General features: G+C 74.9%; 12 protein-coding genes. 2 read left to right on the top strand and 10 right to left on the bottom strand.

All coding sequences use genetic code 11. The annotated features are described in order from the left end of the window. Positions 1-146: 146 nt before the first annotated feature. On the top strand, positions 147-818 hold the full coding sequence (locus ACFWPT_RS36970) for a phosphatase PAP2 family protein (RefSeq protein WP_380487202.1): 672 nt from the start codon (positions 147-149) through the stop codon (positions 816-818). On the opposite strand, the gene ACFWPT_RS36965 is transcribed toward ACFWPT_RS36970, so the two are convergent. Beyond that, positions 791-1123: a DUF2218 domain-containing protein gene (locus ACFWPT_RS36965; RefSeq protein ID WP_380487200.1), complete on the bottom strand. Its 333-nt coding sequence runs from the start codon at positions 1121-1123 to the stop codon at positions 791-793. The two genes, ACFWPT_RS36970 and ACFWPT_RS36965, sit on opposite strands and share 28 nt — an antisense overlap. A 167-nt stretch (positions 1124-1290) precedes the next feature. Between ACFWPT_RS36965 and ACFWPT_RS36960 the strand changes: the two genes are divergently transcribed. Then, positions 1291-1905, top strand: a complete 615-nt coding sequence (locus tag ACFWPT_RS36960; protein ID WP_380487198.1) for a MarR family winged helix-turn-helix transcriptional regulator — start codon at positions 1291-1293, stop codon at positions 1903-1905. A 98-nt stretch (positions 1906-2003) separates the two neighbouring features. On the opposite strand, the gene ACFWPT_RS36955 is transcribed toward ACFWPT_RS36960, so the two are convergent. The 9 genes from ACFWPT_RS36955 to ACFWPT_RS36915 form a co-directional block, all read right to left on the bottom strand. Next, positions 2004-2732: a ZIP family metal transporter gene (locus ACFWPT_RS36955; protein WP_063351112.1), complete on the bottom strand. Its 729-nt coding sequence runs from the start codon at positions 2730-2732 to the stop codon at positions 2004-2006. Positions 2733-3059: 327 nt separating this feature from the next. Further along, positions 3060-4757 (bottom strand): restriction endonuclease, encoded by a 1698-nt coding sequence (locus ACFWPT_RS36950; protein ID WP_380487196.1) that lies wholly within the window; start codon positions 4755-4757, stop codon positions 3060-3062. A gap of 114 nt (positions 4758-4871) precedes the next feature. Continuing rightward, positions 4872-6770 (bottom strand): hypothetical protein, encoded by a 1899-nt coding sequence (locus ACFWPT_RS36945; protein ID WP_380487194.1) that lies wholly within the window; start codon positions 6768-6770, stop codon positions 4872-4874. Between the two features lie 269 nt (positions 6771-7039). Next, positions 7040-7354, bottom strand: a complete 315-nt coding sequence (locus ACFWPT_RS36940) for a cupin domain-containing protein (RefSeq protein ID WP_380487192.1) — start codon at positions 7352-7354, stop codon at positions 7040-7042. A 124-nt stretch (positions 7355-7478) separates the two neighbouring features. Continuing rightward, entirely contained in the window at positions 7479-8135 is a 657-nt protein-coding gene (locus ACFWPT_RS36935) for a YigZ family protein (protein ID WP_063347643.1), read from the bottom strand. Between the two features lie 302 nt (positions 8136-8437). Continuing rightward, positions 8438-9727, bottom strand: a complete 1290-nt coding sequence (locus ACFWPT_RS36930) for a DUF6986 family protein (protein WP_380487190.1) — start codon at positions 9725-9727, stop codon at positions 8438-8440. Positions 9728-9879: 152 nt separating this feature from the next. Then, positions 9880-11493, bottom strand: a complete 1614-nt coding sequence (locus tag ACFWPT_RS36925) for a DUF2637 domain-containing protein (protein ID WP_380487188.1) — start codon at positions 11491-11493, stop codon at positions 9880-9882. Between the two features lie 201 nt (positions 11494-11694). After that, positions 11695-12360 carry a response regulator transcription factor gene (locus ACFWPT_RS36920; RefSeq protein WP_063347646.1) on the bottom strand — a complete coding sequence of 222 codons (666 nt, stop codon included), beginning with the start codon at positions 12358-12360 and terminating at the stop codon, positions 11695-11697. Continuing rightward, complete coding sequence (locus ACFWPT_RS36915; RefSeq protein ID WP_279634894.1) at positions 12312-13721, bottom strand: sensor histidine kinase; 1410 nt, start codon at positions 13719-13721, stop codon at positions 12312-12314. Before ACFWPT_RS36915 ends, ACFWPT_RS36920 begins: the two co-directional genes overlap by 49 nt. Between the last annotated feature and the right edge of the window lie 241 nt (positions 13722-13962).

The raw sequence follows: 13962 nt of genomic DNA, 5'->3' as shown, positions 1-13962 counted from the left end.
GGGTGGCGCCCACCGAAGACCGATCGACCGACCGTCCGACCCACACCCCCCGGGGCGCACGGAACGGCGATCATCAGAGCCGCCCCGGAGCTCTCCCCCCTGCTCCGGGGCGGCTGTCCGGCGTTCCGGGCCGGGCGGCCCGTTCGGTGGCCGTGCCGCTGACGGCGGTGGTCGTCCTGTTGTTGGTGTCGTGGCAGGTGGCGGCGGACGGCCCGCTGCTCGGATGGGACCGCGCGGTCCGCGGAGCCGTCCGGAGCGCCCACCGGGACCACCCCAGCGTGCTGCTGGACCAGCTGGGCCAGGTCCTGTCCGACCTGGGCGACAGCGTGCCCGCGATCCCGGTGCTGCTGGCGGCCGGCGTGCTGGCCGCGTGGCGGTGGCGCCGGACGGGGGCGGCGGGGCGCTGGTGGCTGCCGCTGCCGGTGGCGGCGCTGACCGCCGGACTGATCCCGCTGCTGGTGGTGCCGGCCAAGGCGGCGTTCGCCCGGCCGGGCCCGCTCGGTGATCCGCTGACGCCGGGGCAGTGGGGCTGGTACCCGTCCGGGCACACCGCCACCGCGTCGCTCTCGTACGGGGTGGCGGCGCTGCTGCTGGTGCGGGTGGCGGGGCCGTGGGCGGCGCGCCTGCTGACGGCGGGCGCGGTGCTGCTGGCGGTGGGCGTCGGCGCGGGGCTGGTGTGGAGCGACTTCCACTGGCTGCTGGACGTGGTGGCCAGCTGGTGCCTGGCCGCCCTGGTGCTGTGGGGGCTGGCCCGGTGGCTGCCCCGGCCGGGCGGCGGGGGCGGCGGCGGTCAGGCCTCGGGGTCGTCGTTGCGGTGAACGAGGCCGGTCTCGCCGTTGTCGCGGTGCCATTCGATGACGAGTTCGTCGCGGGCGCCGAAGCGGACGAGGTGGCGGCCGACGACGTCCTCCAGGCCGGGCAGGTTCTCCCGCTCGCCCTCGACGGTGAGCAGCAGCGCGTCGGGCTGGGCTTCCAGGGTGGCGGCGCCGGCGCCGAAGACCAGGGTGCCGCAGCCGGTCTCCTCGGAGAAGGTGGCCTCGATCTTGCGGCCCATGTGGGCGGCGAGCTGCTTGGCGTAGCGGGTGGGGCGGTCGGTGGTGACGCGGGCTTCGGAGCGGGGCACGGGCCCTCCAGGATCCTGGGAGGGAACTTAGGGTCCCCTCAGTTGGGGCTACGCTAACCCAGGTACTGAGCCAAGCTCAACATTTTTCTCCGGGTGCCGTCCGCTGTCGGCCGCCGGCCCCGGACCGGCCGATACCCTGGGGCGGATGCCTGCCGAGGAGACCGCCGATGACCACCACGCCGACCGACCCGGCGGACCCCTCCCCCGGCCCGCCCGGCGCCCCTGCCGAGGCGACCGCCTCGGACACCACGGCTTCGGACGCGGCCTCGGACACCGCCGCCTCGGACACCACGGCCTCGGACACCGCCGCCGAGCTGGCCGACACGATGACCAGGGCGATCAAGCGGATCCGTCGGCAGACCGGGTGGCGGCTGGAGCCGTACGGCATCACCCCCGGCCAGGCCCGGGCGCTGAACACCCTGGCCCACGCGCCCGGCTGCGAGCTGCCGGACCGCGCGATGCGGCTGAGCGACCTCGCCGAGCGGCTGCACATCGCCCCGCGCTCGGCGACCACCGTGGTCGACGCACTGGAGGAGGCCGGCCTGGTCGAGCGCAGGCCCGATCCGGCCGACCGGCGGGCGGTCCGGATCCTGCTGACCGAGGCGGGCCGCGCAGCGGTGGAACGGATCGGGCAGGTCCGGCACGAGGTGGCCCAGGAGTACTTCGGCGAGGTCGGTCCCGACGAGCAGGAAGTGCTGCTGCGAGTGCTGCGCGCCGCCGAGGCCCGCTTCCTCGCAGCCGGTCCACCACCGCGGACGGCGCCCCCGGGCGCAGCGCGGTGACGCGGGAGCGGTCGGCGACGCGAGGCGGCCCGCCGCGTTAGGCCCCGTCCCGTTTCGGCCCGTTCCGTTTCGGCCCGTTCCGGCCTGCCCTGCCGGGCCTAGGTGGCGAGGCCGATCACCAGCCACATGAACCCCACCCCGGCGACGGTGCAGAGCAGGGTGCTGCGGGAGGGGTGCGGGCTGTGGGCCTCCGGGAGGATGTCGGAGGTCGCCAGGTAGAGCAGGAACCCGGAGAAGAAGCCGAGGTAGAGGCCGAGCAGGTGCTCGGGGATGGTGAAGGCCAGGGTGATCGCGGCGCCGGACACCGGGGCCAGCGCGTCCGCCGCGAGCAGCGTCAGCGCCCGCCGCCGGTTGTTCCCGTAGAGCCGGGTGATCGTGTACGTGTTGAAGCCGTCGGCGAAGTCGTGGGCGACGACGGCGATGGCGACGACCGTTCCGACCGTGGTGCCGGCCTGGAAGGCGGCGCCGATCGCGAAGCCGTCCATCACGCTGTGCCCGACCAGGGCCAGCGCGGCGGTCAGGCCGACGCCCTGGCGCCCGGCGTGGTGGGCGTGCGCGTGCTGGTGGCCGTGGGTGTGCTCGGCGTACTCGCTCTCGTGGCCGCGGTGGATGGCGACCGCGCGTTCGACCACGTGGATGGTGAGGAAGCCGACCGCGAACATCAGCAGCGCCTGCGGCACGCCGTGCACCTCGTCCGGCGCCTGGCGCATGGCCTCGGGCAGCAGGTCGAAGGCGACCACGCCGAGCATGAGGCCGGCGGCGAAGCCGAGCACGAGGTGGCGGCGGTCGCCGGTGCGCTGGGCGACGAAGCCGCCGATCAGGGTCATCAGGAACGCCCCGGCGGCGACCAGGACGGCGGTCACCGGGCCGCCTCCGGGTGGGTCGATCCGCCGTGCGGGCGCCGGCGGGTGCCGCCGTGTGGTCTGCCGGGCGCTCTGCCCATTCCTCTCCCCCTGGGGTCCGCCCGTGGCCGGGCCGACCGCCGACCGTATCGGACGACCGTTCGACGGTGATCGCCCGGGGTGCCGCTGCTCCGCCGGTGCCCGCTCCCCAGCCTCGGGTCGGGTGCGGGGGCGCGCCCGCCGGGCGGTCCGTCGGGGTGAGCTGCGAAGACAGGGACGGGGACGGGGGTGGGGCGGGGACCGGAGGTGGGGTCAGCGGCCGGCGGCGAGGGGCAGGCCGAGGTGGGTGCGGGCGAGTTCGCTCACGCCGTCGCCGTCGACCAGGTGGATGTGGCGGTGGCTCTCCTCGCCCGTGAGGTCGAGGGCCTCGTCGGCGAAGCGGCCGGTGGTCAGCCGCAGGCCGCGCTCGGCGGACTCCTCCTGAACGGCCTCGGCCAGGGTGACGATCTCCTCCGCGCTGACCGGCGCGGCGCCCCGGGAGGCCCAGACCACCCAGCGGCCGGGCAGCGCACTGCCCGGGGCCCCCTCGACGGTGGCGACCAGTCCGGCCGGGCCGCGCAGCCGCACGCTCCACTCGGCGAGCCCGCCGCGGGTGAGCAGATCGCGCACCAGCTGGGCGAACTCGTTGGCGGACAGGTCGGGTGCGGCCGGTACGGCGGCACCCGCCTGCGCGGCGGGCTGCACGCCCACGCGGCCGTACGGGTCCGGGGTGACGGCGGCGCCGAGCTGGCGCAGCCGGACGAGCGCCTCGTCCTGCTCGGCGTCGGCGTAGACGCCTTCGTCGTCGCGCTCCTCGTACGGGGTGGCGGGCGGCAGCAGCCGGGTGCGGGCCAGTGCGTCGCGGTCGGCGTCCACGCTGACCAGGCACAGCGGCTCGGCGGTGCCGGGCTCGCGCAGCCAGCCGTTGAGCACGACGCCCGCGAGTATCTCGTCGGTGTCGACGGCGTCGGCGGCCTGGAGGGCGCGCAGGGCGAGCCGGGCGACCAGGCGCAGATAGTCGGTGGCCCGGTCCGCCGGCGGGCGCGGGACCGGGACGATGTCGCCGTCCGGGGCGAGCCGGTAGCCGGTGAGCGAGGGCACCAGGTCGAGCGGCGGCAGGTCGAGGTCCAGCACGGCGGTACGGGTGAGCGGGCGGAAGACCGCCCGGCAGGGGGCGGGCAGGTCCTGGGTGGCGGTCTCGGCCGCGGCGAGCGCCCGCTCCAGCAGTGACTCCACGGCGGCCGGCTCGGACAGCCGGTAGGCCCGTCGGCACTCCTCCAGGCTCTCGTTGTACTCGCGCACGGCGCGGGCCCGGGCCTCCTCGGCCGCCTCGTGGACGCGCCGGGACTCGTCTGCGGCCGGGTTGTCGGCCTCGGCCCGGCGGGTGCGCCACTCGCGCAGGGAACGCTGGTGGGCCAGCCGGGCCTGGGCGAGCTCGCGCTGGTAACCGGAGTCGAGCAGGCGACGGGCCGGGGCGCCGTCGGGGTCGGCGGTGGCCGGCCCGGCGGGCGCGAAGTCCGCCCAGCGGGGCTCGGCCTCGCTGCCGGTCTGCGGCCCGTCGGCCGGGTAGGGGCGGGGCTCGTAGTGGCGCAGCTGGCTCTCGAAGTCCATGGCCGAGACGGGCAGTGCGGCCCGCCGGAGCAGGTCGGCCAGCCGGTCGTGCTCGGCCTGGACGGTGAGCGTGCGGTGGTGGGTCAGGGCGGCGGCCCGGCCGTGGGCGGCGATGGACTCCTCGGGCTCGGCCGGGCCGCCACCGGACGCACCGTCGCCGGACGCGCCGTCATCGGGCATGCCGTCACCGGGCGTACCGGGGACGACCGGGCCGGGGTCGGCGGCGTTCGGGCCCTGGCCCTGACCCTGTCCCTGTCCCTGGTCGGTGTTGAACTCTCTGAAGACCGAGGCGAGGAAGCCCGGCCGGGGGAACTGGACGGTGGCGGTGCCGTCGGGCTGGCCGTCTGCTGAGTGCTGCATCGGTCGTCGTTCCCCCATGCTCGTCCGGCGCCTGCCCGGGGCGGCCGGCGACCCTGCGGCCCGCCCCTGCCGGACATTGTCCACCGAACGGGCGGCAGTGGTCAGCCCAGCCTCTCAGTTGGTCCGGGTGTTGGTCAGGTGCAGGCCGATGTAGCCGACATAGATCCGGCCACTGCCCGAGCAGTCGTCCAGGTAGTGCAGCCGGGGCGCGGTACGGCCGCCGCCGATCCGCAGGTGTGCGCCCATGAAGGCGCGCCGGGAGGCGTCCACGCTCTCCGGGACGGGCAGCATCCGCTCGCGCTTCCACTTGGTGTGGCTGAACACCGTCCGGGACTCCCCGCGCACCGCCTTGCGGGGCGGGAAGTGGTGGCAGCCCTCCGGGGTGTGCTCGCACCACTGCTTGAAGTCGCCGCCGGCCGCGCCGCGGACCGCCGCCTCGGCGTACTCCTGAAGGGCGGTCAGCCCGTCCCAGGCGAGCCGGGCCCAGCCCGCGCCGGAGCACCGGAGCCCGTCCAGGGCGAGCGCGTTCTTCTGGTCACCGGTGAAGGTCAGCAGCGTGAACTCGTCGATCCTGGCCATGAGTTCGGTGAAGGTCTCCGGCTTTCCGGGCCGGGCGGACGACTTGGCGGCGAAGTGCCCGGCGGTGCCCTGGAGGATGCAGTGGCGCCCGGTGAGGGCGCGGGAGCCGGCCCGTACGTGGCCGTCCCGGCCGTCGTGGCGCTCGCGGAGCTCCGGACGGTCGCGGCCCTCATGACCCTCGCGGCCGTCCTGCTTGTCCCGGCTGTCCCGACTCACCCGGTTGTCCCGGCGCTCGTGGCGCAGGGTGCGCCGGACCCGCTCCAGCTCGTCGGCCCTGGCCTGCTGCTCGGCGCGGTCCTGCTGCTCCTCCCGGACGAGCGCGGCCAGCTCGGCGCGGGCGGCGGCCGGGTCTCCGGCCGGGCCGACGGCCGCGCGGGGCGGCGCCGGGGCGACCCGCAGCACCGGGACGGCCGCCAGCGTGGGCGGCAGCGGCAGGTCGGCGGCGAGCCGGCGCGGCTCGCGGGCGAGCAGCCCGGCCGCGCGGCGGAGGTCCTGCTCTATTCGCCCCCGGGCGAGCACCGGGTGCCGGGCGCCGTCGGACCGGGAGGCGGGGTCCACCTCGGGCAGGTAGGTGCGCACCGCTCCGCCGTAGACGCTGTGGTACTCCAGCGCGACGTTGAACCCGGTCCGGGCGCCCGGGTCCAGGACGTAGGCGGTGGCCAGGCCGGGCAGCTGGTGGCAGAGCGGGCGGACGACGTCCTCGACCCAGCGGTCGAGCGGGAGGTTCACCGGGACGCTGGCGACCACGACGGGCAGCCGGCGCTCCGGGTCGCAGAGCTCGTCGATCAGGCCGTCGACCTCGCCGGCGGTGATCACCCGGGGGGCCGGGTGGACGGCGGCCGGGCCGTCGGTGGCGTCGAGCAGCGGCAGGAGGGCGCGGGCGAGTTCGGGCACCGGCACCCGGCAAGGGGTCCGCACGCCGTTGCCGGTGCTGTGCGTCTCGGCCTCCAGCCGGACCCAGGTGGGGCCGTCGGCCGCGGTGGCCACGGTCAGGGTGAGCTGCTGGGTGCCGTGCGGGGTCGGGGTGCGCAGGCGTCGGCGGTCGTAGCGGCCGGCGGCCGGGCCGCCGCGCAGCGGGCCCTGGTCGCGGTCGAGCAGGACGCGGTCGCCCAGGCGCAGTCGCTCGGCGGCGGGGGCCGATCGGGGCTGCGCCGGTCCGGACGTCGTCAGCCCAGGGGGCGTCAGTTCGGGCGGTTTCGGTCGGGTTGGAGCCGTCCCCGTCGAGGTCGCTCCGGCCGGGGGCGGCCCAGCGAGGGCACGGGGAGCCGGCGGGGGCTCCTCGCAGCCTTCCTGTTTCAGCCAGGCGGCGAGCTGCTCGTCGGCCAGGGCGACGGCCTCGCGGTGCGGGAGGGTGGTGGTGACGGTCATCCGGTAGGGCGTCGCGGGGCCGGTCAGGTCGGCGCCGGCGGGCGACGAAAAGCGGTCTGAGGTCATGCGCATACCTCCGTGGTGCGGGGTGGGGTCTGGTGTCCTCCATCGATGGGTTATTCGTCCGGTTCGGCCGGATCCTTGCCCAGGAAACGCCACGGCCCGGAGCGGAAGTTCCAACTCCGGGCCACGTCAATACGTTCGGGTGAATCTGCTCAAGCCGTGCACCGCGTGGCGCGGCTCCCGGGCCCGCCTCCCTCGCCGCCGGACGGCGGACGGCGGGCGACGGGGCACGGGCGACAGCGCCGGAGCAGCCCTGGTCAGACCTCAGCAGGTCAGGCCTCGGCGGGCCGGGCGCCGCTGCGACTCCACGCGGGCTCCGCGACCGGCACCGCCAACGGGCAACCGGCCGGGGCGGCGTAGCTCGCAATCAGCACCACGGGCTCGTCCCCGAGGTTGCGCCCCACGTGGACGTGGACCGATCCGGCCTCCTCGACCAGCGAGTCCCCGGCCCGGCTGACTTCGACCCGGCCGTCGTGCAGGGTCCGGGTCAGCGTCCCGGACAGCACCACCACGTCCACCCGGCCCGGGTGGTAGTGCCAGCCGGTGCTGGCCCCCGGCGGCAGGGTGACGGTCTGGACGACGGGCATCTCGGGGCGGCTTCCTGCTCGACGACCGGACCAGGCTAGGCACGCCCCGCAAGGCTCCGAAACGGATCGGCCGCGATCTGGCCGAATAGGTGGCCGAAAGCGCCGCCGCCCGCCTGCTCCGGCATCAGACCGGCACCTCGACGTACGTCCGGCCGGCCGGGACCGCGACGGCGGTACCGCCGGTCGCCTCGGCCAGCCAGGCGTGGAAGGCCGACACCTCCGGCTGCGGCACACCCACCTCGATCCGCACCCCGGCCGGCTCGTAGGCCAGGTCGCTCACCGTGTAGCCGGCCGCCCGCAGGTCGTTCTCCACCCGCCCGGCGCGCACGTGGTCGGCCGTCACCGCGAGCAGGGCCACCGGCCGCCGCTCCAGCAGACCGATCTCGTCCACCGCCTCGGACACCGCGTTGCCGTACGCCCGCACCAGGCCGCCCGCGCCGAGCTTGATGCCGCCGAAGTACCTGGTCACCACGGCGGCGGTGTCGGTCAGGCCGCGCCGGCGCAGCACCTCCAGCATCGGCACCCCGGCGGTGCCGCCGGGCTCGCCGTCGTCGCTGGAGCGTTCGCGGCGCTGCTCGTCGCCGACCACGAAGGCGGTGCAGTTGTGCCGCGCGTCCCAGTACTGCTTGCGGATGCCGGCGATGAAGGCCTGCGCCTCCTCCTCGTCGGCGACCCGGGCGAGGTGGCAGATGAACCGGGACTTCTTGATCTCGGTCTCGTGGCTGCCGGCCCGCCGGATGGTGAGGTACGGCCTGGCGGTCGGTTCCGGCGTGGCGGACATGACGCGGTGGTTCTCCCGGAAACGGCGACGGCTGGCGGCGCACACCCCGGGCCTCCCGGGGCGGCACCGCCAGCCTACGGCGTGTCGTGTGGATCAGGCCGAGACCGCGGCGTCAGGGCACGCACCTCGCCGCGTTGTCGTCGGTCGCCGATGGCCCCCAGCCTCCGGCCGGGAGGTGCCCCCACCGCATGGACCCCCTCCTCCGCCTTGCGATGCACGCACCCTGACGCCGCAGTCCGATCCGGCCTGATCCACAAGACACGCCCTAAGCCCTGGCCGGGCTTCGTCGGCCGGTCGCGGGGTCAGCGCCCGGCCAGAGTGTCCAGCCGGGCGCGGTCCAGGCCGGTCAGCGCGGTGACCTCGGCCGGGTCGACGGCGCCGCAGTCCAGGCCGCGCAGCAGGTAGCCGCTGAGCGCCCGGGCGGTGGCCGGCTCGTCCATCACGTCGCCACCCGCCTTGGCGACGTACGCGGCCAGCCGGGCTGCGGCGGCCGCCAGGCCCTCGCGGTAGAAGGAGTACACCGCGACGTAGCGGGTCGGCAGGTGCGCCGGGTGCATGTCCCAGCCCTGGTAGTAGGCGCGGGCCAGTGAGCGGCGGACCAGGTCGTGATGCAGCTTCCAGGCGGCGTGCACCTGTTCGGTGGAGCCGGTCGGGATGACGTTGGTCGAGCCGTCGGAGAGCCGGACGCCGGTGCCGGCTGCGGCCACCTGCATGACCGCCTTCGCGTGGTCGGCGACCGGGTGGTCCATGCTCTGGTGGGCCGCGCTGACGCCGCAGGAGGCGCTGTAGTCGAAGGTGCCGTAGTGCAGCCCGGTGGCGCGGCCTTCGGCGGCCTCGATCATCCGGGCCACGGTGGCCCGGCCGTCCGGGCCGAGGATGGCCTGCGTGGTCTCGATCTGGATCTCGAAGCCGATCCGGCCGGCGGGCAGCCCGGCGCGGCACTCGAAGTCCTCCAGCAGCCGGACCAGCGCGGTGACCTGCTCGGCGTAGGTCACCTTGGGCAGGGTGAGGACCAGGCCGTCCGGCAGGCCGCCGCCGGCCAGCAGGGTGGCCAGGAACAGTTCCAGGGTGCGGATGCCGCGGTCGCGGACGGCCGCCTCCATGCACTTGATCCGGATGCCGAGGTACGGCGGCGCGGCACCCTCGGCCACGGCGGCGGCGACCAGTTCGGCGGCGCGGACGGCGGCGGCGTCCTCCTCGGCGTCCGGGCGGGGTCCGTAGCCGTCCTCGAAGTCGATCCGCAGGTCCTCGACCGGCTCGCGCTCCAGCTTGGCGCGGACCCGGGCGTGCACGTCGGCGAGCAGCTCGTCGTCGGCCAGGCCGAGGGCGCGGGCCAGCTCGGCGGGGGTGCCGGCGTGGGTGTCGAAGGCCTCCAGAGCCTGGCGGCCCCACTCCCGTACGGTGTCGGCGGCGAAGGCGTCGGCCGGGACGTAGACGGTGTGCACCGGCTGCCTGGTACCGGTGTCGCCGGGATAGCGGCGCGCCAGGTCGGCGTCGACCGGGGCGAGCAGCGCCTCCACGGCGGCGCGGGCGGTGGCGGAGAAGGAGGCCCCGCCCGTCGGTCCGTTACCGTCGACCTCGACCTGCGACATCCGCACTCCTCCACGCCGGACCAGCACTTCAACAATTTGTTGAGGAGAAGGTAGCTCCGGCCGGATCGGGCGTCAACGGCCGACCGAGCGGTGGACGGAGAAGCGTTCGACGGAGGAACGTTCCACGGGGCGTCCGGCCGAGGCGGCCCGGGTCAGTCCCTCCCGGCGGCGGCGTAGCGGTCGCGCAGCTGCGGGTAGAGCTCGGCGACGTCCTTGGGGTGGACCGAGCCGTCCGGGCGGTTGCCGGTGACGCCGTACTGCTTGGTCAGCCACTCGGCGAGGCGCTGCGGGTCCGGCTGGTGCTCGTGGTTGTCCATGTAGCTGACCAGCGCGTCATAGGCCAGGTCCGGATCCAGCCGGGACGGGGCCGAGCGCGGCGCGGACTCCTCGTCGTGGACGGGGGGCTGCTCGGCCGCAACGAACTGCTCGTCGTGGACGGGCTGCTCGGCCGGAGCGGGCTGCCCAGCCGGGAGGGGCTGCCCCGGGTGACGGGGCTGCGGCTCGGCGGCGAACCCCGCCTCCTGGGCGACCTGGGCCTGGGGCTGCTGCGGGAGGACCGGCTCCTCGGCGACCGGACGCGGGGGCTTGAACCACGGCGAGGCCTGGCCGGGCACCCGCCCGCCGGGGGCGGCGTCGGACGGGTGGCCCATGGTGCGCACCGGGCGCTCGGTCCACACGTTCAGCTCCTCGCGGTGCGGCTGCGGGGCCTCCTCCGCCACGCCGTTCGGCTCCTGCGCGGCACGCAGCCGGACGGCTGCCAGCTTCGCCAGCATCGGCGCGGCCACCTCGGCGGACATCGGCGCGACGGCGACCGGAGCCGGGGCCGCGGCCGGTTCGGGCTGGGGCTGGGGCTGGGGCTGGACGTGGGTCTGAGCCTGGGCCTGGGATTGAGGCTGGACCTGCGATATCTGCTGCGCCTGCCGGGCCGGCTCCGGGCGGGCCGAAGCCGAAGCGGGGGCGGCGGCGACGGGAGCCGCGGGGGCGGCGGCCTCGGCCGGGGCGATGGCCGTGGCGGCGCGGCCGTCCTGCCGCTGGAGCTCCAGTGCCTCCTTCTCCGCCAGAGCCTCCCGGGCCTCGCGCTCGCGCGCCTCCTCGTCCAGACGATCGAACAGCGTCGGGTCCAGCGGCACCCCGTACTTGGCCAGCTTGAGCGGCAGCAGGGCCTGGATCGGCGCCGAGCGGCGCCAGCCGCGGCCGTACCGGAAGCGCAGCTGCGCCCGGTAGACCAGGCGGTTCTGCTCCAGCCGGACGACCTCGTCGTAGGAGCGCAGCTCCCACAGCTTCATCCGGCGCCAGAGCTTGAAGGTCGGCACCGGGGAGAGCAGCCAGCGCATCATCCGGACCGAATCCATGTGCCGGTCGACCGTGATCGCCGCGATCCGGCCGACCGCGTGCCGGGAGGCCTCGACCACGACCACGAAGAGCACCGGGATGACGGCGTGCATCCCCATGCCGAGCGGATCGCCCCAGGAGGCGGCCGCGTTGAAGGCGATGGTGGCGACGGTCAGCACCCAGGCGGTCTGCCGCAGCATCGGGAAGGGAATCCGCAGCCAGGTCAGTACCAGGTCGAGCGAGAGGAGTACGACGATGCCGGCGTCGACGCCGATCGGGAAGGCGTAGGAGAAGGCCCCGAAGCCCTTCTCCTGGGCCAGTTCGCGCACCGCGTTGTACGAGCCCGCGAAGCCGATGCCCGAGATGATGCAGGCGCCGGCCGCGACCAGGCCGAGCAGGCCCCGATGGGCCTTGGTGAGCGTTGGGCGTGCCATTACGTCTATCAACCCCTGGATGTCGGCTGCTGCCGTACGCTGCCTCGGCTGCCGGTTCCCGCTTGTCGGGGCGCCGGACGGCTGAGCGACCTCCGGGCTCGGCCCACCGGAGTTTACTCGTACACCTGTTTCAGCGTTTCCGCAGCCTGGCGTGTCACCGTCCGGGGCTGACGACCCGCCCGCCGTGGACCGGGCGGATCGTCAGCCCTTCGGCCCGGCCGTTCCGTTGAGGTAGGTCAGCACCGCGAGCACCCGGCGGTTGGCATCCTCGGCGGGGGCCAGTTCGAGCTTGGTGAAGATGTTGGCGATGTGCTTGGCCACCGCACCGTCGCTGACCGCCAGGCGGGCGGCGATCGCCGAGTTGGAGCAGCCCTCGGCCATCAGCTCCAGCACCTCGCGCTCGCGCGGGGACAGCCGCAGCAACGGGCCGGGCCGACGCGAGGTGATCTGCATCAGCTTCGCGATCACGTCCGGGTCCATCGCCGTTCCGCCGGCCGCCACCCGGCGGACCGCGTCGATGAACTGGTCGGCGTTGAACACCCGGTCCTTCAGCAGGTATCCGATCCCGCCGGTGCCGTCGGCCAGCAGCTCGCGCGCGTACAGCTGCTGAACGTGCTGCGACAGCACCAGCACCGGCAAACCCTGGATCTCCTTGCGGGCCTTCAGCGCCGCCTGCAGCCCCTCGTCGGTGAGCGTCGGGGGCAGCCGGACGTCGACCACGGCCACGTCCGGCCGGTGGGTCAGCAACGCCTCCAGCAGTTCGGGGCCCGTCTCCACGGCCGCGGCGATGGTGAAACCGTGCGCCTCCAGCAGTCGGATCAGGCCTTCGCGAAGGAGGTAGAGGTCCTCGGCGAGGACAACTCGCACGGCAGCTCCAAGGTGATGGTGGTCGGACCGCCCGACGTGCTGTCGATGGCGAGGACACCGTCGAAGGTACCCAATCGCCGCTCGATCCCGCGCAGGCCGGTGCCCCGGGACGGATCCGCCACACCCACCCCGTCGTCCGTCACCGTGATCCGCAGGAGCCCGGCCCGGTACAGGATGTCCACCCACACCTGCTCCGCCCCGGAGTGCTTGGCCGCATTGGCCAGCAGCTCGCAGATGCTGAAGTAGGCCGCCGCCTCCACCGGCGCCGGCGGACGGTCCGGCAGGCTCACGCACACCTCGGTCGGCAGGGCGCTGTCCAGCGCCAAGGCGCGCACGGCGTCGCCCAGTCCACGCTCGGCGAGCACCGGCGGGTGAATGCCGCGGACCAGGTCCCGCAGTTCCTGGAGCGCCCGGGCCGAGGACTGCCGCGCCTCGGAGAGCAGTTCCCGGGCGGCCGCCTGGTCGGTATCCATCAGGTGCTCGATGGTGCCCAGCGTCATCCCTATCGCGACCAGTCGCGCCTGCGCGCCGTCGTGCAGGTCCCGCTCGATCCGCCGCAGCTCCGCCGCCTGGTCGCCGACCGCGTCCGCCCTGGTCTCGGTCAGCTCGGCCACCCGCCTGGTCAGCTGGGCGTGCGTCGCCCGGCCGTCCTGGTCCAGCACCCGGCGGGCCGCCTCGGCGTACCCGCGCACCGCGTACGGCGCCACGAGCACCCCGACCGCCACCATGCCGAGCCCGAGCACGGCGCTCAGCAGGACCGACACCAGGCGTGCGGGCACCGGCCCGAACCCGTCCACAGACAGCGGCGTCAGGATGCAGGCCACGCCCAGCACCATCAGGACGGCCACCGGGCCCGCCAGCGCCACCACCAGGGCGGGGCTGATGGCCAGCCAGGCCACCTCCGACCGGGTCGTCCGGTCCCGGGCGCCCCAGTGCAGCAGTTGCGCGTACTTCGCGACCATCCGGGAGCGGTGGTACGAGTAGCCCGTCCACCAGTGCCCGCGTTCGTCCAGCTCCAACGCGGGCCGTGGCTGGTACACGGCCGGCAGGCGGATGCCGTACCAGCGCTCCAGCTGCTGGCGCGTCCGGCTCGCCGTGCGGCGCACGAACAGAGCCGCCACCAGGGCGCCGGCGACGGCCGCCACCGCGAGGCCGAACAGGACCACCGGGTAGTAGGAATCCTGGAAGACCGAGGCCGTGACCCCACCCGCCGCCATCGCCGCCCCCACCGGCAGCACCAGCCCCGGCACCGCGCCCACCACCAGGAGAGCCAGCCGCGCCAGCCCCTGGCCGCCCGACGCGACGGCCGCCTCGGTCTGCGCGCGCACCGTCGCACCGCTCGTTCGACTCGCTGTTGCCACGGAAGCTCCTGATGCCGGTCTCGATCGTCCTCCACAAGTGTTCACGAACGACCCGCTCCAGGCACTGGCCATGCCACCCCAATTGCGAGGTGGTCCTAGCACCACCTGCGGGTGGACATAGCCCGAGCGGATTTTTGAGATTGTCTGGAAATGCAGAGAACCCCCATCCGGTTTCCCGGATGGGGGTTCTCTGTGAATGATTGTTCGGCGGCGTCCTACTCTCCCACAGGGTCCCCCCTGC

The organism is Kitasatospora sp. NPDC058478, from assembly GCF_042720345.1.
Lineage (GTDB): Bacteria > Actinomycetota > Actinomycetes > Streptomycetales > Streptomycetaceae > Kitasatospora.
Note: the sequence above shows the minus strand (reverse complement) of the source record. Positions and strands in the feature narration are given on the sequence as shown.

Coding starts and splice junctions, on each gene's coding strand:
- ACFWPT_RS36935 (WP_063347643.1), bottom strand. CDS start 8,135: ATGTCCGCCACGCCGGAACCGACCGCCAGGCCGTACCTCACCATCCGG.
- ACFWPT_RS36930 (WP_380487190.1), bottom strand. CDS start 9,727: ATGTCGCAGGTCGAGGTCGACGGTAACGGACCGACGGGCGGGGCCTCC.
- ACFWPT_RS36955 (WP_063351112.1), bottom strand. CDS start 2,732: ATGACCCTGATCGGCGGCTTCGTCGCCCAGCGCACCGGCGACCGCCGC.
- ACFWPT_RS36960 (WP_380487198.1), top strand. CDS start 1,291: ATGACCACCACGCCGACCGACCCGGCGGACCCCTCCCCCGGCCCGCCC.
- ACFWPT_RS36950 (WP_380487196.1), bottom strand. CDS start 4,757: ATGCAGCACTCAGCAGACGGCCAGCCCGACGGCACCGCCACCGTCCAG.
- ACFWPT_RS36945 (WP_380487194.1), bottom strand. CDS start 6,770: ATGACCTCAGACCGCTTTTCGTCGCCCGCCGGCGCCGACCTGACCGGC.
- ACFWPT_RS36940 (WP_380487192.1), bottom strand. CDS start 7,354: ATGCCCGTCGTCCAGACCGTCACCCTGCCGCCGGGGGCCAGCACCGGC.
- ACFWPT_RS36925 (WP_380487188.1), bottom strand. CDS start 11,493: ATGGCACGCCCAACGCTCACCAAGGCCCATCGGGGCCTGCTCGGCCTG.